The following is a 23,157-nucleotide window of genomic DNA, read 5'->3' as shown; positions in this document are numbered from 1 at the left end:
GGGAATCGCACAGGCTTCTGCTTTTTCACCCTACCTCCTAATACTTCAACTTGATCTTCCTTGCCAACCTATACATCACCCACAGCGGTGTAACAAAAAACAGCTTGCTATCGTCGTTAAACGATTGCTCTTTGCCTTCTATTTTGCCGCCAATATACTGGCCTAACAGCGACAGCATCAAAATGCCAACGCTTACAATACCCAGTGCAGGCCCACCGGCTTTTTCCCATGTCTCAAACTGAATAACGAGATAGCTAAATCCAAACATCAGGAACAGCATCAGGTACGATAGCATTGGCGACTGCTTAAGGTAGTAATAAACCGCAACGGCAATAACAAAAGACGCCCAATTAAAGTAACCCTGGTACGCCTTTAAAAAGCCGATCTCAGGAAAAGGCATTGCCCATGCCATACCCAATATCCCCAGCACCATCAGCGGAACGCAAATGTAATGCAGCAGCAGATTGGTAGGGTTTTGATGACTGGCATCCAATCGGGCAAAAACGAGTTCAACGGGGCGCAGGTCTTCCTGCTTTGGTTTGGCGGGGGTGGAGTATTTGTGGTGTTGTTTACCCATCTCTAAAAACAAAAAAGCCCTCCCTTTTAGGGGAGGGTTTGGGTGGGGCAAAATTATTTCGCGAATGCCACTGAACGGGTCTCGCGGATAACGGTAACCTTTATTTGGCCAGGGTAGGTCATTTCGGTTTGGATGCGGTTTGAAATATCTGCTGCCAATACCTCTGACTGTGCATCTGATATCTTCTCGCTCTCTACCACAACGCGCAGCTCGCGGCCTGCCTGTATAGCAAATGTTTTTTCTACACCAGGGTATGATAAAGCTAAGTCCTCAAGCTCTTTTAAGCGCTTGATGTAACTTTCTACCACCTCGCGGCGTGCACCCGGCCTTGCGCCTGAAATGGCGTCACAAACCTGGATGATAGGTGATAACATAGACGTCATCTCTACCTCATCGTGGTGAGCACCGATGGCGTTGCAAACTTCAGGGTGTTCTTTATATTTTTCGGCCAACTGCATACCCAAAATTGCGTGAGGCAGCTCAGGATTGTCATCCGGCACTTTACCAATATCGTGTAACAAACCAGCGCGTTTTGCCAGTTTCACGTTAAGGCCTAATTCTGCAGCCATGGTAGCACAGAAGTTAGCCACCTCGCGCGAGTGCTGCAACAGGTTTTGCCCGTATGATGAACGGTAACGCATACGGCCAACCATACGGATCAGTTCGGGGTGAAGGCCGTTAATACCAAGATCTATTACGGTACGCTCACCGATCTCTACAATTTCCTCTTCTATCTGCTTTTTAGTTTTGGCAACCACCTCCTCAATACGTGCCGGGTGGATACGTCCGTCCGTCACCAAACGGTGCATAGCTAAACGGGCAATCTCGCGACGAACCGGATCAAAGCCTGAAAGAATGATCGCCTCAGGTGTATCGTCAACAATGATCTCAATACCGGTAGCAGCCTCAAGCGCACGAATGTTTCTACCCTCGCGACCTATGATACGGCCTTTTATCTCATCATTCTCGATGTTGAAGATAGATACCGTATTCTCGATGGCGGCCTCCGTAGCCGTACGCTGGATGGTTTGAATGACTATCTTTTTAGCTTCTTTATTAGCAGTAAGTTTAGCTTCGTCAACAATATCTTTAATCTGCGCCATTGCTTTACTGCGCGCTTCCTCGCGTAGGTTATCAACCAATTGGTTTTTGGCATCTTCCGCGCTTAAACCTGCAATGGTTTCCAACTGAGCTACGTGCTGATTCTTAAGATGTTCAACCTCTTCCTGCTTTTTTACAACAATTTCTGTTTGTGTTTCCAGCTTTTTGCGTACGTTATCCAGCTCAGTCTCCTTGCGGTTAAGGTTTTCCAGTTTTTGGTTGTACGATTGTTCTTTTTGTTTGATGCCATTCTCGCGCTGGTTAAGCGTATTGTTTTTGGCATTCACTTCCTGTTCGTGCTCGGCTTTTAGCTGCAGAAACTTTTCTTTTGCTTCTAACAAACGGTTCTTTTTCAGTATCTCCGCATTGTTCTCAGCATCCTTTAATATCTTCTTTACCTTATTTTGAGCTGCTACTTCCTGGTCTTTAAACAATTTACGCAGCAGGAAACGCCCTATGACGATCCCTGTGGGGACACCGCACAGCACCCCTATAATTACATATAATACACTGTTCATTCTTTTTTAGGTTATAAAATAAAAAAACCGCAACTAAACTTCTAAGTGTTCATGTATTGTTAAAACTTCTTGTCGGATGTATCGGATCACGGGTTACCGTTAAAATACACGATCAACGCATGCCTCCTTTTTGATCCGGAGATATTGAAGCGTTAAGTTTTTAATAGTGAAAACTTAAAATTTAACTGCGGTTAAATCTTAAAATGCTCGTATGCTAAGTCAAAGATCAAAAGTAAAAATTCAAAACCTGTAGGACTTTTGACTTTAAACTCTATACTCTTAACTTAAAAAAAGAACGTTATTGTTTAGAAAAAAAGTTGTTTAGCAAATGATCTAACTGATAAACCTTTTCGGCAACCTCGGTATCTTCCGTGCTTACCTTTTTATCTGCTTTTAACGATGATGTTGCGTAATGCAGCACACACATTGATAAAAGATCCTGTTTATCCCTTACCGCATAATTTTCCTGGTATTCTTTTATACGGTCGTTAATCAGCTTTGCTGCCCTTCTAATAATCTCTTCCTCTTCCATGTTTACCTTTAGCGGGTAAACTCTGTCAGCAATATTTATTTTTATTGAGATTTCTCCCATTTGAGCTTTTCACTTTCTGTATTACTTTTTAAGCAACACAATACACTTATCTATTTCCTGCACAAAGTCGTTAATTTTTTGCTTAATGTCAACACTTTTTTCATTTGTTTCTGAAAACGACTTTGCCAACTTCAATACACGAAGCTTCTCCTCCAGTTCTTTAGTCTTGTTGGTACTGGCCTTAAGGGCAACATTTAACGCTTCGCTCTCCAGCTTAAGCAGGTCATTTTCCTCCTGCAAAGCCGAGCAAAGCTCTATCAGCCTTTCGGTTTTTTCTACTACGTTACTAAGTTGGTCAGCTATGTTCATTAAAGATTAGAGATCAAAAATTAGAGATTAGTTGCCTGGTTAATTTGCTTTTGATAATAATGATTGATTTCTCAAATATTTGATATAACCATTTATCATCTTTATGCACTCCTCACAATCTTCTTTGTACTTATTAAACGTTTCTTCCTTAATATAATTTTCATCGAGCGCTATCACTAAATGGTCTATGGTTTCTATCGCTGAGCCACGGGCGTTAAGCAAAAATTTAGATGAATCTGCAAAATGATACCTACCATGGCCCTCAGCGATATTATTACCTATCGACCTCGAAGATCTAACAATCTGATCAGTCAATCTATATTTTTCTTCCGAGGGAAAAGACTTGGTTAATACTGAAACGTTATTCCTTAACATTCTCGATTTTTTCCAGACTTCAAGGTCGGTGAATGACTTCATAGCTATTAACAATTAAATTAACTAATCTCTAATCACCAATCTCTAACCTCTATTTCCTTATCTCCGCTCCTGCTTCTTTGCCTAAATTATAAATAATTTTCTGCATGATGGCGTCGATAGCTTTGTCAGTCAAAGTTTTTTCAGTGTCTTGCAGAATAAAGCTTAACGCATAAGATTTTTTACCGGCCGGTAACTTGTCGCCCTGGTAAACGTCGAACACACCGATCTCTTTCAGGAGCTTTTTATCCGCACGTTGGGCGATCTGTTTTAACTGACCAAACGTTACTGCTGTATCAACCAACATGCTTAGATCGCGGCGCACGGCAGGAAATTTAGATACTTCCTGGTAAACTATAACGTTCTTGCGCACCGCATTCAATACAACATCGAAGTTGAAATCGGCGTAGAAAACCTCTTTATCCAGGTCAACTTTTTTCAGCGCATCTTTTGCAACCGTACCAAATTTAACCAGTTGTTTGCCGTTAAGAATGTATTGGAGGCCATAAGCCAGCTTGCTGTAGGTAGCATCTTCAACCGCGTAATCGGTGATCTTTAGGCGTTGCAAAATACCATCAACAATAGCCTTAAGGTTATAGAACGATACCTGCGTTTGCTTTTGGTTCCATTGCTCGGCAGCATCGTTACCGGTAATAAATACCGAAAAACGCTGCGTTTCTATATACTTATCCTCTTTGGTAGCGTAGACCTTACCGAATTCATAAAATTTAAGGTCAGGGCTTTTGCGGTTCTGGTTGTAGGCGATAGCTTCCAAACCCGAATACAGCAGTGTTTGGCGCATAGCATCCAGATCGCTGCTTAGCGGGTTCACTATTTTAACGGCACTCTCCGGTTTATCAGAATAAGCAAGTTTGGTAAGCGAGTTGGCCAGCATCTCGTTAAAGCCGTTAGCGCTCAGCAGGTCGGAGATAGCGTTCTGTACAGTATCTTTCTCCGGGCGTTGCGAGTTATTCAACGAAGCACGTATTTGCGTAGGGATCTCAACGTTGTTGTAACCGTAAAGGCGTAATATCTCCTCTATCACATCTACCTCGCGGGTAACATCCACGCGGTAAGGCGGCACTTGTAACGATAAGCCCTCCGCTGTTTCGTTAACGATCTTGATATCAAGCGAGGTCAAAATACTTTTGATGGTTTCGTTACCGATAGCCTTACCAATAAGCCTGTCGATATTCTTGAAGGTCACATCTACATCAAACGGTGCAACAGGCGATGGGTAATGATCAAATATCTCTGACGATACCTGCCCGCCTGCTACCTGCTGTATCAGCAATGCAGCGCGTTTTAAAGCAAACACTGTCATATCCGGGTCGGTACCACGCTCATAACGAAACGAAGCATCGGTTTTTAAACCGTGGCGCTTAGCCGTTTTACGTACAGATACCGAATTGAAATAAGCACTCTCCAGGAAAATAGCTTTTGTGCCCTCGGTAACTCCAGACTTTGCACCACCGAAAACACCGGCAATACACATCGGTTCATCAGCGTTACAGATCATCAGGTCATCGGCAGATAGCTTTCTGTCAACATCATCCAGTGTTTTGAAGATGGTACCTTCAGCAACATTTTTCACTGCCACTTTGCCACCTTTAATTGCAGCGGCATCAAATGCGTGCAGGGGCTGGCCTAACTCAAGCAGTACATAGTTGGTAACATCCACCACGTTGTTGATGGAACGCACGCCAATAACAGCTAAACGCTGCTTCAACCAATCCGGTGATTCTTTAACTTCCAGACCAGAAATGGTAAGGCCGGAGTAACGTGGGCTTGCCTGCTCGTTCTCTACAATTACCTCTATTTTCAGATCGTTATTGTCAACTTTAAAAGCAGAAACATCCGGCTTTATAACGGCAATTTTAAGAAAGGCAGCAATATCGCGCGCAGTACCAAGGTGCGATGCTGCATCTGCACGGTTAGGCGTTAGGCCTATCTCGTACATGTAATCATCCTGCACATTAAAATGCTCTTTAGCCAGTTTACCAACAGGTACATCGGCATCAAGCACCATAATGCCCTCGTGACTGTGACCAAGGCCTATCTCATCCTCGGCACATATCATGCCCTCGGACACCTCGCCACGTATTTTTGATTTGTTGATCTTAAAAGGTTCGCCGGTTGTTGGGTGTACCATGGTACCTACAGTTGCTACAACCACCTTTTGGCCTGCAGCAACATTGCTTGCTCCGCAAACAATTTGCAGGTCTTCGCCTGTACCAACATCAACTTTGGTAACCTTTAGCCTATCGGCATTGGGGTGTTGGGTAGTTTCCTTAACGTAGCCTATAACCAGGCCCTCTAAGCCTCCTGCTATGGCCTGCACCTTCTCAAGACTTTCAACCTCAAGACCGGTACCCGTTAATATTTTTGATATCTCCTCAGGAGATTTTTCAGTATCAATAAACTCTTTAAGCCAGTTGTATGAAATTTTCATTGCAAGGGCAAAGATAGAACTTTGTATTGAACTGGGATTAGATGGGCTAAATGATTATAACTACATAATTAAACAAAACGCGTCATTGCAAAATCGCAATGACGCGTGAATTATTCTATTCGAGGTAACTTAAAGCCTATTCCTCGTCATCACCTAAGTTCAACGTGTAAGATGGCTCCGAAGCATCGTAGGCCTGGTTAGCCTGATCGGTTTCATCTATTTCGCCAATATCTTCGTTTGTATCATCAAAGCCATTGCTATGAATATCCTGCTGGCTCATTTGCTCTTCGTTCTCGGTTTGGCTTAACTGATCATCCTGTTGCAGCATATCGTCTTGTTCTTCCGGTTGAGTTGTCATGGTAGTTTGTTTTAAGTATGTAGATAGAACGTAGTGGAAGGCGCAATGTTTGAAGTACACGCCAAATTACGCTGTCATTTCGAACCAGGTACGAGGAGAAATCTTCTACACTGTAAGTATCGCTTGCAGAAGATTTCTCCTCGCTCCCGCTCGTCCGAAATGACACAAACAGTGAAAAGACTTTTAGATCAACCCCTCGTCCCCAAAACTGAAATAGCCATTATCTGTTAAGATCAAATGATCCAGCACATTGATATCTAACAATCGGCCTGCATCCACTATCTTCTTCGTTAGTTTTAGATCTTCCTGACTTGGTTTTAGATTCCCGGAGGGATGATTATGGACCATGACGATGGCGCTGGCCTGGTGCTGCAATGCCATATGGAAGATGATCTTTGGGTCGGCAACGGTGCCACTTAAGCCGCCTCTGCTCACCAGTTCTTTGGCAATTACTTTTGAGGAACGCCCAATAAGCATCAGCCAAAACTCTTCATGGTTAAGATCGCGCAAGTGTCGGCGCATAATGTTGTAACCGTCGCGGCTGCAGGTTACCTCATCAGGCACCGGTGTTTCAGAACTGTCCCTACGGCGACCCAATTCAAGGGCAGCAATAATAGATATAGCTTTGGCTTCGCCTATACCTTTAAATTTACACAGTTCGCTGATGGATGCTTTACCGAGTTTATTAAGATCGTTATTGTAGTGGAGGAGAATGCGTTTGCTTAGCTCTACAGCCGTTTCAGTACGATTGCCGCTACCAATCAGGATGGCGATGAGCTCGGCATCAGTAAGTGCACGGCGACCTTGTCCGCTTAGCTTCTCGCGCGGGCGGTCTTCTTCGGCCCAGGATTTTATGCTTATTTTATTGTTGTAGTCTTCCAATTTGGTTTAGGGGTTAGGATTGTCTAAAATAACTATATTAGGTACAAGTATTGAATAAATGAAAAAAAGTTCTACGCAAATATTTTTAATATTTACGCTTTTTCTATACGAATGTACCCCAGACAAATTTAATTGTGATAGTTGGGCTGAAGGCTACAAGAACAACACAGAATTTAACATTGTATATAAATCTGCTACAAGAAATGGCCCACTCATATATATGTATGGAACTGATTTAAAAACCGGGGAATTTGTACAGAGATATGAAGGCAGTGGGTGGATGAGCGAAATCTACACGAACTTTAAACCCGGAGATACCATCATTAAAAAAAGAAGAGAATATAAAACAACTGTAAAATGGAAAAAAGGGTCTATGATTTTTCCTGTTAAATGTGGGGGACAAGCTTATGTTGACAAATAGCTAAATTAAGCTTGTCAATTTTTTTAAACAAAAAAGGGATAGCACCTGTGGCAGCATCCCTTTTAAGATATTGTTGATTAAGCTATTAGCTTAAGCCGTTAACAAATTTAGTAAGCTTCGATTTATTGTTTGAAGCTTTGTTTTTGTGAATAACGTTCTTTTTAGCCAAACGGTCAAGCATAGAAATTACTTTAGACAAAAGCGGAGTTGCATCTGCTTTAGTAGTTGCACTTCTTAATTTCTTAACAGCGTTTCTGGTTGTTTTTGCCTGATACCTGTTACGCAGACGCTTCGCAGCATTTGCCCTGATTCTTTTAATTGATGATTTATGATTTGCCATTGTAGCTTGTTATTCTTTTTAAGGCTGCAAATATACTCACAGATTTTTTTATATGCAATAGTTTTTATGGATTTTATTGGATAGTTTTTAACATTGAATTAAGAATTAGTGCATGTTAGCATTAAGCAAATGCCTGAACTGGAATTTAAAGAATTGGCGAATTGACCGGATTTAAAAGCGCCTTAGCATAGGCCGTCGCAATGATTACTGCGCCATTTAACTAATCTCAACCGCTTACTTCTCTCATTAAATTTAATCCCCTATCTTCACCCAACCATGAAGCGCCTGCTTTTAACCTTCATCTCCTGCATCTTAATTATTACTACCTGCTGCTCATGGGGATTTTTTGCTCATTTTCGTATCAACCGACTGGCTGTTTTTACGCTACCAAAGGGAATGGCTGGCTTCTATAAAGCGAACATCGAATTTATAACCGAGCATGCTGTTAGCGCCGACAAAAAGCGCTATGTGGATTCGTCAGAGATACCCCACCATTTCTTCGATGCCGACCATTATGGTAAGCAACCTTTCAAAGTAATGCCACAGCATTGGATAGATGCCGCAGCCAAATACTCATCAGATACGCTGAATAAATATGGCACCGTTCCCTGGACCATCACCAGTAATTATTACTGGCTGGTAAAAGCTTTTAAGGCACATGATACCACCGGCATATTGATAACCTCGGCTAACCTGGCACATTACCTTTCAGACGCGCATACGCCCTTACATTTAACGGAAAACTACGATGGGCAGCTAACTAATCAGCAAGGCATTCACGGGTTATGGGAAAGCCGCTTGCCCGAACTTTTTGCCAATGGATACCATTACAATGTTGGCAAGGCCAAATACATCAGTAACCCACTGGCAGAAGCCTTTAGGATCTGCATCAATTCGTACAAAAAAGTTGATACGGTACTGCGCGTGGAGCGCATGCTGAATAAAACCTTCCTGCCGTTGCAGAAGTATGTAATAGAGCAGCGCGGCAACAGAAAAGTAAAAGTTTACTCGGTTGCTTACAGCAGGGCCTATCACAAATTGTTACGCGGAATGGTGCAGCGGCAGATGAGGGCATCCATACTCAGCGTTGGCAGCTTTTGGTTTTCAGCCTGGGTTGATGCAGGCCAACCAGACTTGAATAAGTTAATTCAAAAGCCCCTAAGCAAAGATGAAAGGCTGAAAATTGACAATGAGGAAGCTTTGTATAAAGCAGGTAAGGTGGCCATCAAACCTTAGTGCTTATTTTGCATTCACTTTCTCCGGTTTGCTAACCCTGCTTTTGATGTAAGCAAATATCGGCGGAAGCAATGATACCAGGATGATGATGATAGCCACCAGCGAGAAGTTCTTTTTAATGATCTCTACATTACCAAACAGGTAACCACCATACAAGAAGATGATTACCCAAGAAACGCCTCCCGCAATATTGTAAACGGTGTAACGGCCAAATGGCATATGCCCTACCCCTGCAACAAACGGTGCAATGGTGCGTATGATCGGCACAAAACGACTAAAAATAACGGCCTTACCACCATGCTTATCAAAGAAGGCCTTGGTTTTTAAATAGTAGCTTAGCTTAAGTATTTTGTTTTCTTCTTTAAATACACGGGCACCCAGATATTTACCTAACAAATAATTAACAGTATTGCCTAAAACTGCGGCAATTATCAAAATAACGCAAAGCAAATTTACATCCATGCCTGTTGCGCCACCAGCTATTAAAGCACCTGCAGCAAACAGTAACGAATCGCCGGGAAGAAATGGGGTTACCACAAAACCGGTCTCCGCAAATATAATTACAAAGAGGATGAGGTAGGTCCAGCTTTGGTATTGGCTGATGATCTGCGAGAGATGTTTATCAATATGCAGAATAAAATCGATGATGCTGTGTATTACTTCCAAAGCTTAAAATTTTGGTGCAAAAATATAAAGATAAAGCTGTAAGCCAATTAATAAGTTGTATTTACCGGCAACGTGTTTAAAATGGTATTGATACCGTAGGAAGCGGTATCAGACGTGCTGCTTGAGCGGCCGTAGCTAAAAATAGTATACGACTTACCATCAAGGATGGTAAAATTTGTAAGCGTCCTGATAGCTTGTGTGGGATTGTTACTTGCCACGATATTGATGTTGTAACTGCCGGCCGTTACCTCAACAAACTTAGTTGTGCCCTTAAATGGGATCTGTTTAAATGCAGCCGTATCATTCAGTGTGAGGTTAAGTCCTGATGGTATATTGAAGATGCCATTAACAAACCTTATTTTCCCCCTGCCATTTGCCGGCTCTGAGGTAGTGTCAGCAGTTAGAACATACGTTAGTGAACTATCAACCTTTAAACCCATTATAAACAGGGTAAATGGGACGCCTCTTACTAAACTACGGTTTAAAGTAAGCAGGTTGGTGGGATTAAGGTTGGTAGCAGATTGTACATTACGTATTTGAAGTGGCGTATCAGCCACATTTATTAAGCTATAACTTGAAATGCTTGGATAACTGTAAACGGCGCTACTTTGTGGAGTAAACCGTGTATATAATTTTATCGGTTGTACATCCGGACTTAGGTTAGCAATGATAAACCGTGCATTGTTATTTGAACTTGAAACACCGTTTTCTTTACCGCACGAGCTTAGCAACGGAAGCACCATAACACCTACCACACATAGGAGCAGGTAAACCATTAAACTGCTTTTGTTTTTATTTGCCATGCCTGTTAGTTATCGTTAAGGGTAAGCCCAGTTGCGTTAGTTGTTGGGCTGGTAGTTAAATTACTTCTCAGGAATATTGTATATGCCCGCCTTGGCGTTAAAAGCCAAATGTCGTCACTTATCAACGAAGCCGCGCTATGCGCGATACCTGCTTTATAAATTCGTATATGCCTGCGACTGCCCGATCCTGTTGCGAAATAAGGGGAAATAGATTTAAAGCTGATATTTGTGAAAGCCAGGGTATCACCCACAGTAACGTCTACATTCCCCACACTTGGAGAGGTATGCGCAACGCGTACCAATAAGGTGTCTTTTGCAGCACTGCTTAATGTATCTACAAATGCAAAAGCCTGTTCGGCCGAATTACCGGCTATATAAAAAGAATAGCGTTTGCCACTATCTAAAGCTAAGGGTACATTAAAAAGCACATCGGGCCGGCCAGCCTTGCGTGCCTGGTAATTTTGCAGGCCAACCAATGTATTGATAGGCCCGGAAGAACCTAATGGATACAAAAAGTTTGTGGTATTAACCCTGCTGCCGTTCACGTAAACATTTACCGTGTCCACCGTAGCATTTACCAGGTTAACGGTTGTTGTTTGTCTTATACCTGTGCTATCATCCCCCTTTTTACAGGCAGTAATAAAAGCGCTTATGGCAACAATTACAGCAATAAGTGTCCGGTTTAATTTCATCATCAAAAGCAGATGCTATATAACTCAATAATAGCAACAAATGTTATATGGTGGTTACAAAAAAGTCCGGTTGGAGCCGGACTTTTTTTAGTGATTAGAGATCAATTTTCTTGTCGAATCAAATACCTAATCACTAATCTCTGATTAACCAATTAACTAACTACGCATAGCTATTCAGCATAACCGGCATCACCAGCATTAATATATCTTCATTCTCGTCGCCGCCTTGTGGCAGTAATAAACCGGCCCGGTTAGGGGTCGACATTTCAAGCGATACTTCCTCACAATTTAAGTTCTTAAGCATCTCTATCAGGAAACGCGCGTTAAAGCCGATTTCCAGGTCGTCGCCTTCATATTGGCAAGACAAACGCTCATGGGCTTCGTTAGCGAAATCGATATCTTCTGATGAAATATTCAACTCACTGCCACTTATCTTTAAACGCACCTGGTGGGTGGTTTTGTTGGCGTAGATAGCCACACGGCTCAACGAGCCCAGGAAAGCCAACCGATCTATAGCCAACTTATTTGGGTTTTCCTTAGGAATAACCGCCTCATAATCAGGGTAACGCTCATCAATTAAACGACAAACCAGGTTGATATTACCAAATTTGAAGAAGGCACTGGTATTGTTATATTCTACTGAAACGTTAACATCATCGGCCGGTAAAGCTGATTTTAACAATGTTAAAGCCTTTTTAGGCAGGATAAAAGATGTTGTGCTTTCTGCTTTGGCATCTTTACGGCGGTAGCGCACCAGTTTGTGCGCATCGGTAGCCACAAATGTTAGTGATGATGTGGTTAACTGGCAAAATACACCCGTCATGGCTGGGCGCAGTTCATCGTTACTTACCGCAAATATGGTTTTGTTAATAGCCTCGCCTAAAACAGAAGCCGGCAGGTTTACCGATGAGGCATTTTCAACAACCGGGATCTTCGGGAAATCTTCGCCGTTTTCTCCGCTGAGTTTATATTTACCGTCACCAGCGCTTATCTCGATAGCAAAAGTGCTGTCATCAACCGAAAAAGCTACAGGCTGCTCCGGTAAAGATTTAAGCGTATCTAACAGTATGCGTGATGGAATTGCAATACGGCCGTTCTCTTTCGCTTCTACCGCAAGCGAGGTGGTCATGCTGGTTTGCAGGTCGGTAGCAGAAATAGTCAAGTTCCCGTCTTTGATCTCAAACAAAAAGTTCTCCAGTATAGGCAATACGGTACTGTTGCTCAGCGCGCCACTTACCGACTGTAACTGTTTGAGTAGTGTTGATGTGGAAACAATAAATCTCATATGATATAACGTTTATCTTATTCTTTCTAAAGTATCTTGGCCTCTCGTGCCTGTCATCAACCCTTAATTTGACAGGGTGACTTGAGGTGTAAGGTGCTACCAAAAGTAAAAAATTTAATGAGCATACTTTCGCCTGCGCAGATAATGTTGAAAAATAGCAAATATCAACACTAAGGCTATCGGCACTATGTTATTAACCAACTGCCAGAACAACTTTTCCTGGCGAATGCGGGCACGGTTCAGAAGCCGCATCTGTATCTCTTTAGACCTTAAAGTGATAAGGCCGGAGTCGTCCGTCATGTAATCGGCTATGTTAAGCAGCAGGTTTTTATTACCATAAGTTTGGTGGGTGTAACGGTCATAACCCAGCGGAAATGGCGAGCCATCGGCACTTACCTGATTACGCAGGATATCGCCGTCGCTTAGAACGATCATTTTGGTGGGTTTACTTTGCTGCAATGGTTGTACCTTATCGGTGATCCCCTCCGGCACCGGGCGGTTCCTGAAATCAGAAATAAACTCACCTTCAAGTAAAACGCCCGTTATTTTCGGCTGACTTTGAAACTCTTTAGGATCAGGCTCCTGCTCTAAAGACCGTAGCGACAACATGTGAGGTGCGTTCAATTTTTTATTATAAGGCGAAGAGGTCAATAGCACCGTCGCCTTTATATTTTTAGCACCCACCACATCAATGGTGCTTGCAAACTGGCTGCTGATGCCATCCAGGTTTTTTACGATAGGATGCTTTGCAAATGGCAAAAAAACCGGGTTAAACAACCATGGCAGCATTTGTATCTGCGGCTGCCCACCTGCGTTGCCGGTGGTCACGGGTATCTGCGAGCAATTCATATCGGCCAGCAGGTCATAATTGATGCGCACGCCATAATTAAAAAGCTGATCGTCTAAATTCAGTTGCTTGTTAAATGCCAATTGGTCTTCGCCTTTATTGCGCAGGCTATCCAATTCGGCGCTCACCTGGTCAATTGCCCATAGCACGCGACCGCCGCGCATAATAAACTGATCGAGCTTAAATTTTTCTGCTTCGGTAAATGCTTTGTCGGGTTTGGGGATAACCAGCAAACTTATCTTGGTTAAACTATCAAAAGGTATAGTTGCCAGGTTTACACGGCCTACCAAATAGCCGTCACTCAAGCTTTGCATGGCACCGTTTAGCTCACGGTCTTTCAATTCGTTGTGGCCCTCGGTAAAACCAATGCGTTGCATGCCGCCATTGGTTACTTTTTTTATAGCCGATGTAAATGCGTACTCCAAATTTTGAATAGAATTGTTCAGCACCTCATCCGGGCTCAGATTTACATTGCTTTGCGTTTCCAACAGCTTAACGGGTACGCTTTTGTTGCTATAGCTCACCAACGCAAATGGTATGATCAGTTTTTGAGATACGCCATCATCTGTTTTAACGCTCAGGTTTTGGGGCTCTATACCTTTTCGCTGCAACTCATCAAGTTTTTGGTTTTGCTGCTCCTGGTTAAGGCCGCTTAACGGTTCGATAAATTCAAATTGCAGATCGTTATTATTGCTATACGCTTGCAGGTCGCTCAGCATATCTTTTACCGAAGTTTGAAGACGCTTCATCCCACCAGGAAAGTTATCACCTTGCAAAAACACTGTTACCTTAACCGTGCCGGGCAATTTTTGCATGATGTTGCGGCTGATAGGCGATATAGTGAAACGTTTCTCCTTAGTGAAATCAAACCGGCTAAAATACTTTGTAGATAATAAGGTAAGTGCAAGCACTCCTCCAAATACAGTTAGAAATGCCGTATTCACAAATTTCCTTTTTAGCTGGCGGTGCAGTACGTAAAGTGTAAGCCAGATGAAAAGGGCTATCAGTACCAGGAAATACATCAGATCGCGCGTATCTAACACACCCCGACTTATAGAATTATAATGCTCGGTAATGCCTAAATTTTGCAGGCCGAGGTTTTGCAATGAAAGGATGGTACTTAACGAATCGAAGCCGCTATAAAAGAAGAAGCATAGGAAAACAGCAATGGTAAAGGCTATTACCTGCGTTTTACTTACCGATGAGGCAAAAACGCCTATCGCCGTGAAAACAGCGCCTAATAAAAACAAACCTATGTAAGAGCCTATAACCGCACCAGTATCAATATTCCCCTGCGGCGTGCCCAATGTTGACACACTGAAATAATAAACCAATGTAGGTACCAATGCGAACAGAACGATGACCACCCCTGCCAGGTACTTACCTAACACGATCTGGAAATTGGTGAGCGGGCGGGTAAGCAGCAGTTCAAAAGTACCCTCCTTACGTTCTTCTGCTAACGAGCGCATGGTTATGGCCGGCACCAGGAACATAAAAAGGTAAGGCGCAGTGCTGAACAAACTATCTAAACCGGCGTAGCCATAGGCCAGAATGCTGGTGTCCGGAAATACCCAAAGGAACAAGCCAAGCACCAGTAAGAACACGCCAATGGTAATATACGCTACTAACGAACTGAGGTAAGTTGTAATTTCTTTCTTAAGGATGCTAAGCACTTTTTATAAGGGATATGTATTAAAACGGTAAAGTTACAAATTGGCGGTTATTTAAAAGTTGATTATATATCAAACATTTAAGGTCTTTAACTTCTTTTCTGGGTATATCTACCTCTACATGTCCATAAAAATTAAAGATCAACCTTTTTACATCCAGGCCACTGCCGTATTATTCGGTTTAATATTGGTGGTTTATGCACTGAATATCTTGGGCGAGATACTGGTGCCGCTTGCTTTTGCTGTTTTCCTCTCTATACTGCTTAATCCGCTTTGCAACAAATTGCAGCAGTTGAAAGTACCTAAGGTGCTTTCCATTGTCATAGCCATGCTTATCATGATCTTATCAGTGTTGCTGGTATTTTATTTCCTGTCTACCCAGATCGTACAATTTGGTGATTCTCTGCCTATGCTTCAAAAAAAGTTTGAGAGTATTACCGCTGATCTTAAAAACTGGATACAGAGCTCATTTGGCGTTACGCTTGCTAAGCAGGAACAAATGATCAAGGATGCTTTGAACAGCAGCCAGGCCATGGTAGGCAAAACGCTCAATAGCGTACTGGGCATACTATCTGTAGTTTTCCTGTTGCCGGTTTATATATTTTTGATGCTTTTTTACAAAACACTCATCCTCAACTTTCTGTACGAGGTTTTTGCCGAAGAAAACTCTAAAAAAGTAAGCGAAGTACTTACCGAAACTAAAACCGCTATACAAAGCTATATCGTAGGCCTGTTAATAGAGATGATCATTGTAGCGGCCATGAATTCTGCTGCCTTAATGCTGCTTGGCGTTAAGTATGGTATCCTTATCGGTTGTATAGGGGCTATCCTTAACCTTATCCCCTATTTAGGTGGCATTATTGCCATAGCGCTACCTGTATTAATGGCTACAGTTACCAAAGATGGATACTCTACCCAATTAGGAGTAGTTATCGCATACATCGTTATACAGTTTATCGATAATAATATCCTGGTGCCGCGTATTGTATCTTCAAAAGTGCAGATAAACGCATTAATGTCTATAGTGGTGGTGCTGTTGGGTAATCAATTATGGGGCATTTCAGGGATGTTCCTATCCATCCCTTTTGTTGCCGTATTAAAAATTGTATTTGATCGTATAGAACCTCTTAAGCCCTGGGGTAAATTGCTTGGCGATAATGTGCCAACCAAACAAGTGGTAGAGATATGGCGAAGCAGGAGAAAAGCTGCAATAATATCAGAGGTGAAAGACAAAGGATAAAGAGATTTCAAATTATAGTAACAAAGCAAAGGCCTCAACATTAAGTTGAGGCCTTTGCTTTGTCGAGTCATTTTTCTTTCGTCCAATATCTTTTATCAGAACTTTAATGATTAACCGGGTTGTCCGCTTTTTTAAGCGTTCCATTGGTAAAAAGTATCGGGTTCACCTTTTTGGTATCGCCCTGGTAAACCCAGATGATGTTACCAATGTACTTTCGGAAAGCATCGCTTACTTGTGTTGGCGTTAATTTCTTAACGTCATCGGCAAGCGTTAATGAGCGCCTCCAGTTGTTGTGCAATACCTCGTTAGCTACCAATGAACCTGCCTGTGCGGTATTGGTCTCGTTTTTATAGTAAAAACCGGTAAGGTAGGTAACTTTCATGTTGGCTACGTCAGCAGCATCAAAGCCATTGTTTTTGATACGGTCGACCAGTTTGTCAAACACAGCTATGTATTTATCGGGCTGCGTGGTTGATACCGAGAATTTAGCTACCGAAGTAGAACCCACACTGAACCAAGCAGATGGGGCGTACGATAAGCCGTTGTTGGTGCGCACATCCAGGAAGTGTTTATCAGCAAAAATGCGCATGGCCACGTTAAAGGCATCAAAATCAGGCGTACCCGGTGCCGGGCCGCTGGTTACACCTTCAACATAATTAGTTGCCAGCTCGCGGTTCTCGGCCGAAAATGTGTTTTTATACACCCTGAAGAATGATTTTTTCATCTCGTAAGGTGCTCCCTGTTTAATGGAGCTAAGCAATCCTTTAATTTTTGCTTCTATGTCGGCACGGTCAAGATCAGCCACCACCACGATAACCATGCGAGACCTGGTTAAAATTGACTGATAATATTTCTTAGTTTCCTCAGCGGTAAGTGCCTTTATAGTTTCAGGCGTACCGTTAGGATTTTTTGCATAGTCCCTGCCGGCGAAAGCTACTTTATCAGCGTATTGATCGATAGCATAATCCGGGTCAGAATCCTGCGATTTAAGATTGTTGATCTGGTCTTGTTTGATGCGTTCAAATTCTTTAACATCAAACTTAGGCATTGTAATAGCCTCTACATAAAGCGGCCATGCTTTAGGAAGGTCGCTCTTGATGCAGTTTACCTTTATCACCGAATAATTTTTAACTGCCATACCATACACGGCAGCGCTGATTTTATCCAGTTGGTTCTTAAAATCGTTTTTATCACGCTTAAGTGTACCGCACTCGCTAAGGGCATTCATAGCCATAGCCTCAATACCGGCCTTATCGGCAGGGTAGTTTTGTACGCCACCTTTAATAACGGTTTGTATCTCTACAATATCGTTACCGCTGGGCTGTACCATAACCTTTACGCCGTCAACCGTCATTTCGTAAGCCTTTTGCTGGGCAAAGGCAGGGCTTGCGCCGGTAGTGGCAGCGGCAAGCAATAACAGGTATATATATTTTTTCATCTTGATGTTCAGTTTAGATTATTTAACCACAAAAAATGATTGCACATTGGCAGCCTTGCTGGCTTCAGGCGTTAAAATGATACCAGCAACCATAGGCTTACCAACTACATAAGTGTTCATGTATTTGGCGATGTCAGCACGGGTAATTTTCTGGTAGTTATCTGTTAGATCGGTATAGTAATTTAACGACGTGCTGCACCACTGGTAGCTTAGTTGAGATGGAATTGATGATGGTTTTTCCATAGCGCGACTATGATCGCGTAGCAAAATAGCTTTTGCATCAGCCAATTGTTCATCTGTGTAATAATCCGGCCTGCCCCAAATACTCATCTGATTCTTGATCTCCTCGTAACATTCGTTAAGCTTGTTTGGGTTTGGCACCACAAATAAAGAGATAGGGCCGGTGTAGTGAGACGTATTGTAGCTAAAGCTTACTGACGATGCCAATCCTTTATCAACCAAAGCTTGTTGCAATTTTGATGAGTTTAAACCGGTAATGGTTGAAAACACATCGGCAGCAACGGTTGATGCTGAATCAGTCATGTACGCCGGGCCTTGCCAATCAATCATGATCATTGGCGTGCGGGCAATAGACATTTCCTTAACAAACGCTACGCTCTTATCCAGCGGCTTAAACGGCGGAATAGGATATTTTACATGCGGATCGAAACCGCTGCTTTGCCAGTCGCCAAAGATCTGCTCTGCTTTTTTAAAGGCGTCTTCGTGCTTTACATCACCACAAATAGTAAGTAAGCTATTGTTAGGGAAGTAGTATTTATTTTTGATGATCATCATTTTCTCCGGCGTAGCAGAGTTGATAACCTCGTGTATACCAATAGGCATTTTGCGGGTGATGAGATCGCCCCAAAGATTTTTATTTACATCGTAATATAACTGGAAGCCCGGGCTGCTTTCGTTACGTTGAAACTCGCCATCAACCACAGGGCGTTCTTTCTGCATATCTTCTTCACGATAGATTGGGAAACGGATAGAGGCGTTCATCAGTTTTAGGCCGGCGTTGAGGCTGTCCTTACCGACGGTGAAATAATAATTCACACGCTCAACACTGGTGGTGCCATTCCAGATTGCACCGAGTTCCTGTGTGCGTTTCAAAAATTTTTCCTGTGTAGGATAATCTTTGTTGGCTTTGAAGAACATGTGCTCAAAGAGGTGCGAAAGGCCACTGTACTCGGGGCCTTCTGTGTATGCACCGTTCTTAACAGCCATTTCAATGGTTGTAAGCGGCACTTTGCTGTTTTCTATCACAACAACTTCCAGTCCGTTGGGTAGCTTTTTCCAGAAGTAACCTTCGGAAAGCCTTGGCTGGGCAACTGCGCAAAACGAGCCGAATAAGCCCGCAGCAGCAAGGGTTAATAGTTTAGTAATTTTAGAGGTCATAAAAATTTAAATGATAACATTTAGATGTTGATGCCCCTAATTTATTACAATTAACCCTTAAATTAAATTTTTAGTTAAACGAATACTATTTAAACCTGATCAAAACCGCTTTGCCTGATACATTTTCCAGGAACGGCTTAAAAATAGTACCTGCGTTCTCGCGTGCCTTACCTAAAAGGTTCATCTCGGTTGCGGTGGCCAGCATTTTCTTTTCGGCAATTTTATACACGTCCTCAACCATAGTTTTGCTTTTATCGGCAAACCAAACTCCCGATACATCATATACTCGTGATTTCTGGTGATCCAGTTTCACATAGCAGATCTCCGGTTGTGGCAGGCTTACCGTAACGGTGTCTTTGGTTTGTATGATATCATCCTTGCGCACCTTGGTCAGGTCGATACAAGCGGTTACGTCACCTACCGCTACAAACAGCACCCGCGAATCGGGCAGTATCATATGCAGTTCTTTTTTTTCAACAACATCCTTCATGGCGTATTTAACCAGCTCAAGCTTGCCCATATTTACTATTTTAGATACCATGGCATCTTCAGTGATCTCGGTTCGCGTTGTGTTAAATTCATGCTTGATATAAAAGAACAGGAAGATCAAAAATCCGGTTATTACCAGCGCAAAAAACAAAGTAAGCGAAAACCGCGAGCGGGATGAGTTAAACATAGAAATCTATTTACAAATACTTTCAAAACAAGACAGCGATGGTTTTGGCCATCGCTGTCTAAAATATTAATACGCTTTAATTACGCGTAAGTAACGTTTAAAGTGATTGGCACGCTAAGCGCTTTAGAAACGATACAGCCGGCTTTAGCACCTTCTGCGACTTCTTTAAACTGCGCTTCATCAACACCTTCAATTTTTGATGCTTTAAGCTCCAGGTGAATACCTTTTATCTCAAGTGCTTGCATATCCAGATCAAGTGTGGCTTCCGTTGCCAGGTCGCCGGCTTCAATACCTTTTTGCGTAAGCGCTGCACTTACCGCCATGGTAAAACAGCCTGCATGGGCAGCCGCTATCAGCTCTTCCGGGTTGGTACCAACGCCTTCTTCAAAGCGTGTTTTAAAGGAATATTGAGTATTGTTTAAAGTTGTGCTTTGAGTTGTTATTTCACCTTTACCGCTTTTTAAATTGCCATTCCAGTGTGCATTTGCTGTACGTTTCATTTGATTTGTTTTTTATGAGTTTATACTAAAATAATGTGTTGTATTGATATTCAAAATAAATAAACTGTTACCGTTTTACTCACCTCGACTTTTCTGCGCTGGTCGACCCTCTCTGCTTCGCAAAGAGGGTTTAGAAAAGTCCTCTTTTCGCGCAGCGAAGAGAGGGTGGTCAAGCGAAGCAATGACCGGGTGAGTCACCTTTACGATGTTACCATTTGGCTCTTTCATACTGCACCGGCCATTTCACTTCATAGCCCAATTGATGTGCTGCCCTTAAAGCAAAATGCGGGTCGCGCAGCATTTCACGCGCTAATAACACCACATCAGCCTGACCGTTCTTGATGATCTCGTCTGCCTGTTTAGGTTCGGTTATTAAACCAACCGCACCGGTCAATATATCAGCGTTTTCTTTTACCTCTTCAGCAAATTCAACCTGGTAACCAGGTTTAACGGCTATGCGCGCACCGGCTGTATTACCACCGCTTGAGCAGTCTATCAAATCAACATTTTTAGGCTTCAGGAGTTTTGCCAAAGCAATAGAATCGTCGATTGTCCACCCGCCGTCAACCCATTCAGATGCGGATATGCGAACAAATAGAGGCAGATCGGCAGGCCAAACTTCGTTAATAGCATCAACTACCTGCAGCAAAAGCCTTGAACGGTTTTCCAGGGAACCACCGTATTCATCAGTACGTTGATTACTTAAAGGGGATAAAAATTGGTTGATGAGATAACCATGGGCGGCATGGATCTCTATTACCTTGAAACCAGCTTTCAGTGACCGTTCAGCAGCCGATTTAAAATCAGCGATCACTTTTTCGATCCCTGCTTTATCCAGTTCCTTCGGCGCAACTTCTTCAGTTTTAAAGGGAATAGCACTCGGCGCAACAGTTTCCCAACCATTTGCATGGTCAGGTAAAATTTGTTTGTCACCGTTCCATGGCTGTTCATGACTGGCTTTACGACCTGCATGTGCCAATTGTACTCCTGCAAATGCACCGTGTTCTTCAATAAAAGAAGTGATCTCTTTAAGCTTATCGATGTGTTCATCCTTCCAGATACCTAAGTCGGCAAAGGAGATGCGCCCTTCCGGAGATACAGCGGTAGCCTCTGTAATGATCAAACTTGCGCCTCCGGTAGCAAAACTGCCTAAATGCACCAGGTGCCAGTTATTGGCAAAACCATCAGTACTACTGTACTGGCACATAGGCGATACCACTACGCGGTTCTTTAACTCGATATTTTTTATTTTGAGGGGCGAAAATAGATTAGCCATTGTTCTTTTGTTTTTTGCCAAATATGGTCAACATAACACGCCCCGCGTTCAGTGGTTTGTCATAAACCGTAACGCAAAGGCATATTTACTTACAAATGAACAACGGGGCTTGTTTTCACAGGACTACTCTTTAACGGAGTGCCCGTTTAAGGCGTGGTTAAGGCTACAGGCAATATCTTGCCGTTGAAGAATTTATGCCCGCCAATAGCGAAATCAGCAATGTACTTACCCATTTCAAAAGCCATCACCGGCGACTCGTACCCCGGAAAAGCCTGCTCTAACATTTCCGTTTGAGCCGAGCCTAAGGCAAGACAGTTTACTTTGATGCCTTTATCTGCAAACTCCTGCGCCAGGCATTCGGTAAGGGTATGCAGGGCCGATTTAGATGCTGAGTAAGCCGATAACCCATTGAACTTTGAACTTCCCTGGAAACCGCCCATGCTGCCGATGTTTAGAATGTGCGAGCCTTGCCCCATAAACTGCAGCAGGTTTTGTATCACACGAACATGGCCTAAGTAATTGCTTTGCAGCATCTCTACAAAGTCCGTTTCCTGCAACTCCATAAATGGCTTGTTAATCAAAACACCGGCGTTATTGATAAGTGCATCTATTTTACCATCAAAATTTTGGTTGATAAACTGCTGCAGCCCGGCATATTCATCGTGTACAATATCAAAAGCTATGGCAAACAGCTGGCAGTCGGGGTTAATGCTTTGGGAGATCTCCATTAACCGGGTGAGCTTATCCTGAGAACGAGCTAAGGCGATAACCTTATGCTTGCCGGATGTAATCAATTCAATAACGGCTTCAAACCCAACACCACTGCTGGCTCCGGTAATTAATATGTTCATAGAGCAAAAGGATCAATTAATTCAACTTTATTATCTATAGATTTAAAATCGGCAACATTGTGTGTTAACAAAGGTTGCTGTTGAACCAATGCAGTAGCGTAGATGACTGCATCTGGTAACTTGATTCGATTAGCGCGGCGGATATTAATGGTGGCCTCTACAATGGCATCGTTCAAGTGGATAATTGAAAGCTCGTTGCAAAGTTTTACAATTAAGTCATGCTCTTCCGCATTTTTGAAGGCAAAGCCCAAAGCTTCTATTTTGGTGATAACAGAAATTGATGCGTGTTTAAGAAAGAGTTTTTCGGGGGATAAAGTGTAATTCGATAAATAAATAAGAATATTCGTATCAAAAATCACGATCCCATTCCTTTCTGATTTCACGCTGCCATTCGGACGGATCTTTTATGTCGTTGAAAAGGTTTTTGCCTTTCGCCTTGTCTAAAATTGCTTTTACACGCTGATATTGTTCAGATGGTTCTTGAAACTGGTCTTGGCTTCGCTCTTCTTCAACCTCATGCACATACGGTATTTCACTCAATATTTTTTTGAGAGACTCGGTACGTTCATCATCTACTTTCACAATCAGCGTTGTCATAACTCTAAATTAGCACAA

At 42.7% G+C, this 23,157-nt stretch carries 25 protein-coding genes; 3 read left to right on the top strand and 22 right to left on the bottom strand.

Features of this window, described 5'->3' with window-relative positions; translation table 11 throughout:
• Positions 1–37: 37 nt before the first annotated feature.
• The 8 genes from INP83_RS09465 to radC all read right to left on the bottom strand — a co-directional run bounded on the left by INP83_RS09465 (position 38) and on the right by radC (position 7,203).
• Positions 38–577: a DUF962 domain-containing protein gene (locus INP83_RS09465; protein WP_219127211.1), complete on the bottom strand. Its 540-nt coding sequence runs from the start codon at positions 575–577 to the stop codon at positions 38–40.
• Positions 578–630: 53 nt separating this feature from the next.
• On the bottom strand, positions 631–2,196 hold the full coding sequence (rny, locus tag INP83_RS09460; RefSeq protein ID WP_219127210.1) for a ribonuclease Y: 1,566 nt from the start codon (positions 2,194–2,196) through the stop codon (positions 631–633).
• 298 nt (positions 2,197–2,494) lie between these two features.
• Positions 2,495–2,788, bottom strand: a complete 294-nt coding sequence (locus tag INP83_RS09455) for a cell division protein ZapA (protein WP_146268563.1) — start codon at positions 2,786–2,788, stop codon at positions 2,495–2,497.
• 21 nt (positions 2,789–2,809) lie between these two features.
• Entirely contained in the window at positions 2,810–3,097 is a 288-nt protein-coding gene (locus tag INP83_RS09450) for a hypothetical protein (protein ID WP_219127209.1), read from the bottom strand.
• 39 nt (positions 3,098–3,136) lie between these two features.
• Positions 3,137–3,514 carry a four helix bundle protein gene (locus INP83_RS09445; protein WP_146268565.1) on the bottom strand — a complete coding sequence of 126 codons (378 nt, stop codon included), beginning with the start codon at positions 3,512–3,514 and terminating at the stop codon, positions 3,137–3,139.
• 49 nt (positions 3,515–3,563) lie between these two features.
• Complete coding sequence (gene pheT, locus INP83_RS09440; RefSeq protein ID WP_219127208.1) at positions 3,564–5,963, bottom strand: phenylalanine--tRNA ligase subunit beta; 2,400 nt, start codon at positions 5,961–5,963, stop codon at positions 3,564–3,566.
• A gap of 136 nt (positions 5,964–6,099) precedes the next feature.
• Complete coding sequence (locus tag INP83_RS09435) at positions 6,100–6,321, bottom strand: hypothetical protein (protein WP_219127207.1); 222 nt, start codon at positions 6,319–6,321, stop codon at positions 6,100–6,102.
• 183 nt (positions 6,322–6,504) lie between these two features.
• Entirely contained in the window at positions 6,505–7,203 is a 699-nt protein-coding gene (gene radC / locus INP83_RS09430) for a DNA repair protein RadC (protein ID WP_219127206.1), read from the bottom strand.
• A gap of 58 nt (positions 7,204–7,261) precedes the next feature.
• Between radC and INP83_RS09425 the strand changes: the two genes are divergently transcribed.
• On the top strand, positions 7,262–7,624 hold the full coding sequence (locus tag INP83_RS09425) for a hypothetical protein (protein WP_219127205.1): 363 nt from the start codon (positions 7,262–7,264) through the stop codon (positions 7,622–7,624).
• An 85-nt stretch (positions 7,625–7,709) separates the two neighbouring features.
• On the opposite strand, the gene rpsT is transcribed toward INP83_RS09425, so the two are convergent.
• Complete coding sequence (gene rpsT / locus INP83_RS09420) at positions 7,710–7,964, bottom strand: 30S ribosomal protein S20 (protein ID WP_146268570.1); 255 nt, start codon at positions 7,962–7,964, stop codon at positions 7,710–7,712.
• A gap of 276 nt (positions 7,965–8,240) precedes the next feature.
• Here rpsT and INP83_RS09415 point away from each other — a divergent pair, with 276 nt between their 5' ends.
• Positions 8,241–9,200, top strand: a complete 960-nt coding sequence (locus INP83_RS09415; protein ID WP_219127204.1) for a zinc dependent phospholipase C family protein — start codon at positions 8,241–8,243, stop codon at positions 9,198–9,200.
• A 3-nt stretch (positions 9,201–9,203) separates the two neighbouring features.
• On the opposite strand, the gene INP83_RS09410 is transcribed toward INP83_RS09415, so the two are convergent.
• From INP83_RS09410 to gldG, 5 genes are all read right to left on the bottom strand, one after another.
• Positions 9,204–9,866, bottom strand: coding sequence for a DedA family protein (locus INP83_RS09410; RefSeq protein WP_219127203.1), 663 nt, complete (start codon positions 9,864–9,866; stop codon positions 9,204–9,206).
• Positions 9,867–9,913: 47 nt separating this feature from the next.
• Positions 9,914–10,669 (bottom strand): DUF4397 domain-containing protein, encoded by a 756-nt coding sequence (locus tag INP83_RS09405; RefSeq protein WP_146268573.1) that lies wholly within the window; start codon positions 10,667–10,669, stop codon positions 9,914–9,916.
• Between the two features lie 5 nt (positions 10,670–10,674).
• On the bottom strand, positions 10,675–11,364 hold the full coding sequence (locus tag INP83_RS09400) for a DUF4397 domain-containing protein (protein ID WP_146268574.1): 690 nt from the start codon (positions 11,362–11,364) through the stop codon (positions 10,675–10,677).
• Positions 11,365–11,521: 157 nt separating this feature from the next.
• A complete protein-coding gene (gene dnaN / locus INP83_RS09395) occupies positions 11,522–12,646 on the bottom strand; it encodes a DNA polymerase III subunit beta (RefSeq protein WP_146268575.1) in 1,125 nt (374 codons plus the stop codon).
• 114 nt (positions 12,647–12,760) lie between these two features.
• The gene (gldG, locus tag INP83_RS09390) at positions 12,761–15,166 is read right to left on the bottom strand and encodes a gliding motility-associated ABC transporter substrate-binding protein GldG (RefSeq protein WP_219127202.1); all 2,406 of its coding nucleotides are present in this window, start codon (positions 15,164–15,166) and stop codon (positions 12,761–12,763) included.
• 118 nt (positions 15,167–15,284) lie between these two features.
• Here gldG and INP83_RS09385 point away from each other — a divergent pair, with 118 nt between their 5' ends.
• Positions 15,285–16,403: an AI-2E family transporter gene (locus tag INP83_RS09385; RefSeq protein ID WP_255563286.1), complete on the top strand. Its 1,119-nt coding sequence runs from the start codon at positions 15,285–15,287 to the stop codon at positions 16,401–16,403.
• Positions 16,404–16,506: 103 nt separating this feature from the next.
• On the opposite strand, the gene INP83_RS09380 is transcribed toward INP83_RS09385, so the two are convergent.
• From INP83_RS09380 to INP83_RS09345, 8 genes are all read right to left on the bottom strand, one after another.
• On the bottom strand, positions 16,507–17,841 hold the full coding sequence (locus tag INP83_RS09380) for a pitrilysin family protein (RefSeq protein ID WP_219127201.1): 1,335 nt from the start codon (positions 17,839–17,841) through the stop codon (positions 16,507–16,509).
• Positions 17,842–17,859: 18 nt separating this feature from the next.
• On the bottom strand, positions 17,860–19,239 hold the full coding sequence (locus INP83_RS09375) for a pitrilysin family protein (RefSeq protein WP_219127200.1): 1,380 nt from the start codon (positions 19,237–19,239) through the stop codon (positions 17,860–17,862).
• 85 nt (positions 19,240–19,324) lie between these two features.
• Positions 19,325–19,915 carry a DUF4230 domain-containing protein gene (locus INP83_RS09370; RefSeq protein WP_219127199.1) on the bottom strand — a complete coding sequence of 197 codons (591 nt, stop codon included), beginning with the start codon at positions 19,913–19,915 and terminating at the stop codon, positions 19,325–19,327.
• 80 nt (positions 19,916–19,995) lie between these two features.
• The gene (locus tag INP83_RS09365) at positions 19,996–20,415 is read right to left on the bottom strand and encodes an OsmC family protein (protein ID WP_146268581.1); all 420 of its coding nucleotides are present in this window, start codon (positions 20,413–20,415) and stop codon (positions 19,996–19,998) included.
• 208 nt (positions 20,416–20,623) lie between these two features.
• A complete protein-coding gene (gene namA / locus INP83_RS09360) occupies positions 20,624–21,691 on the bottom strand; it encodes an NADPH dehydrogenase NamA (protein WP_219127198.1) in 1,068 nt (355 codons plus the stop codon).
• A gap of 146 nt (positions 21,692–21,837) precedes the next feature.
• Complete coding sequence (locus INP83_RS09355; RefSeq protein WP_219127197.1) at positions 21,838–22,542, bottom strand: SDR family oxidoreductase; 705 nt, start codon at positions 22,540–22,542, stop codon at positions 21,838–21,840.
• A complete protein-coding gene (locus tag INP83_RS09350) occupies positions 22,539–22,925 on the bottom strand; it encodes a type II toxin-antitoxin system VapC family toxin (protein WP_219127196.1) in 387 nt (128 codons plus the stop codon). Before INP83_RS09350 ends, INP83_RS09355 begins: the two co-directional genes overlap by 4 nt.
• Positions 22,891–23,139: a hypothetical protein gene (locus INP83_RS09345; RefSeq protein WP_146268585.1), complete on the bottom strand. Its 249-nt coding sequence runs from the start codon at positions 23,137–23,139 to the stop codon at positions 22,891–22,893. The genes INP83_RS09350 and INP83_RS09345 overlap by 35 nt, the downstream gene beginning before the upstream one ends.
• Between the last annotated feature and the right edge of the window lie 18 nt (positions 23,140–23,157).

The sequence above is a fragment of the Mucilaginibacter sp. 21P genome, assembly GCF_019331605.1.
Lineage (GTDB): Bacteria > Bacteroidota > Bacteroidia > Sphingobacteriales > Sphingobacteriaceae > Mucilaginibacter > Mucilaginibacter achroorhodeus.
The sequence above is the reverse complement of the archived record's forward strand: the minus strand, read 5'-3'. Positions and strand labels throughout refer to the sequence as shown.

Excerpts from the sequence above, each read along its gene's own strand:
- INP83_RS09355 (WP_219127197.1), bottom strand. The coding sequence starts at position 22,542 with ATGAACATATTAATTACCGGAGCCAGCAGTGGTGTTGGGTTTGAAGCC.
- INP83_RS09450 (WP_219127209.1), bottom strand. The coding sequence starts at position 3,097 with ATGAACATAGCTGACCAACTTAGTAACGTAGTAGAAAAAACCGAAAGG.
- INP83_RS09365 (WP_146268581.1), bottom strand. The coding sequence starts at position 20,415 with ATGAAACGTACAGCAAATGCACACTGGAATGGCAATTTAAAAAGCGGT.
- namA (WP_219127198.1), bottom strand. The coding sequence starts at position 21,691 with ATGGCTAATCTATTTTCGCCCCTCAAAATAAAAAATATCGAGTTAAAG.
- INP83_RS09345 (WP_146268585.1), bottom strand. The coding sequence starts at position 23,139 with ATGACAACGCTGATTGTGAAAGTAGATGATGAACGTACCGAGTCTCTC.
- dnaN (WP_146268575.1), bottom strand. The coding sequence starts at position 12,646 with ATGAGATTTATTGTTTCCACATCAACACTACTCAAACAGTTACAGTCG.
- INP83_RS09455 (WP_146268563.1), bottom strand. The coding sequence starts at position 2,788 with ATGGGAGAAATCTCAATAAAAATAAATATTGCTGACAGAGTTTACCCG.
- rpsT (WP_146268570.1), bottom strand. The coding sequence starts at position 7,964 with ATGGCAAATCATAAATCATCAATTAAAAGAATCAGGGCAAATGCTGCG.
- INP83_RS09370 (WP_219127199.1), bottom strand. The coding sequence starts at position 19,915 with ATGTTTAACTCATCCCGCTCGCGGTTTTCGCTTACTTTGTTTTTTGCG.
- INP83_RS09415 (WP_219127204.1), top strand. The coding sequence starts at position 8,241 with ATGAAGCGCCTGCTTTTAACCTTCATCTCCTGCATCTTAATTATTACT.
- INP83_RS09445 (WP_146268565.1), bottom strand. The coding sequence starts at position 3,514 with ATGAAGTCATTCACCGACCTTGAAGTCTGGAAAAAATCGAGAATGTTA.
- INP83_RS09380 (WP_219127201.1), bottom strand. The coding sequence starts at position 17,841 with ATGAAAAAATATATATACCTGTTATTGCTTGCCGCTGCCACTACCGGC.
- INP83_RS09400 (WP_146268574.1), bottom strand. The coding sequence starts at position 11,364 with ATGATGAAATTAAACCGGACACTTATTGCTGTAATTGTTGCCATAAGC.
- INP83_RS09425 (WP_219127205.1), top strand. The coding sequence starts at position 7,262 with ATGAAAAAAAGTTCTACGCAAATATTTTTAATATTTACGCTTTTTCTA.
- INP83_RS09435 (WP_219127207.1), bottom strand. The coding sequence starts at position 6,321 with ATGACAACTCAACCGGAAGAACAAGACGATATGCTGCAACAGGATGAT.
- INP83_RS09465 (WP_219127211.1), bottom strand. The coding sequence starts at position 577 with ATGGGTAAACAACACCACAAATACTCCACCCCCGCCAAACCAAAGCAG.
- INP83_RS09385 (WP_255563286.1), top strand. The coding sequence starts at position 15,285 with ATGTCCATAAAAATTAAAGATCAACCTTTTTACATCCAGGCCACTGCC.
- pheT (WP_219127208.1), bottom strand. The coding sequence starts at position 5,963 with ATGAAAATTTCATACAACTGGCTTAAAGAGTTTATTGATACTGAAAAA.
- rny (WP_219127210.1), bottom strand. The coding sequence starts at position 2,196 with ATGAACAGTGTATTATATGTAATTATAGGGGTGCTGTGCGGTGTCCCC.
- INP83_RS09375 (WP_219127200.1), bottom strand. The coding sequence starts at position 19,239 with ATGACCTCTAAAATTACTAAACTATTAACCCTTGCTGCTGCGGGCTTA.
- INP83_RS09405 (WP_146268573.1), bottom strand. The coding sequence starts at position 10,669 with ATGGCAAATAAAAACAAAAGCAGTTTAATGGTTTACCTGCTCCTATGT.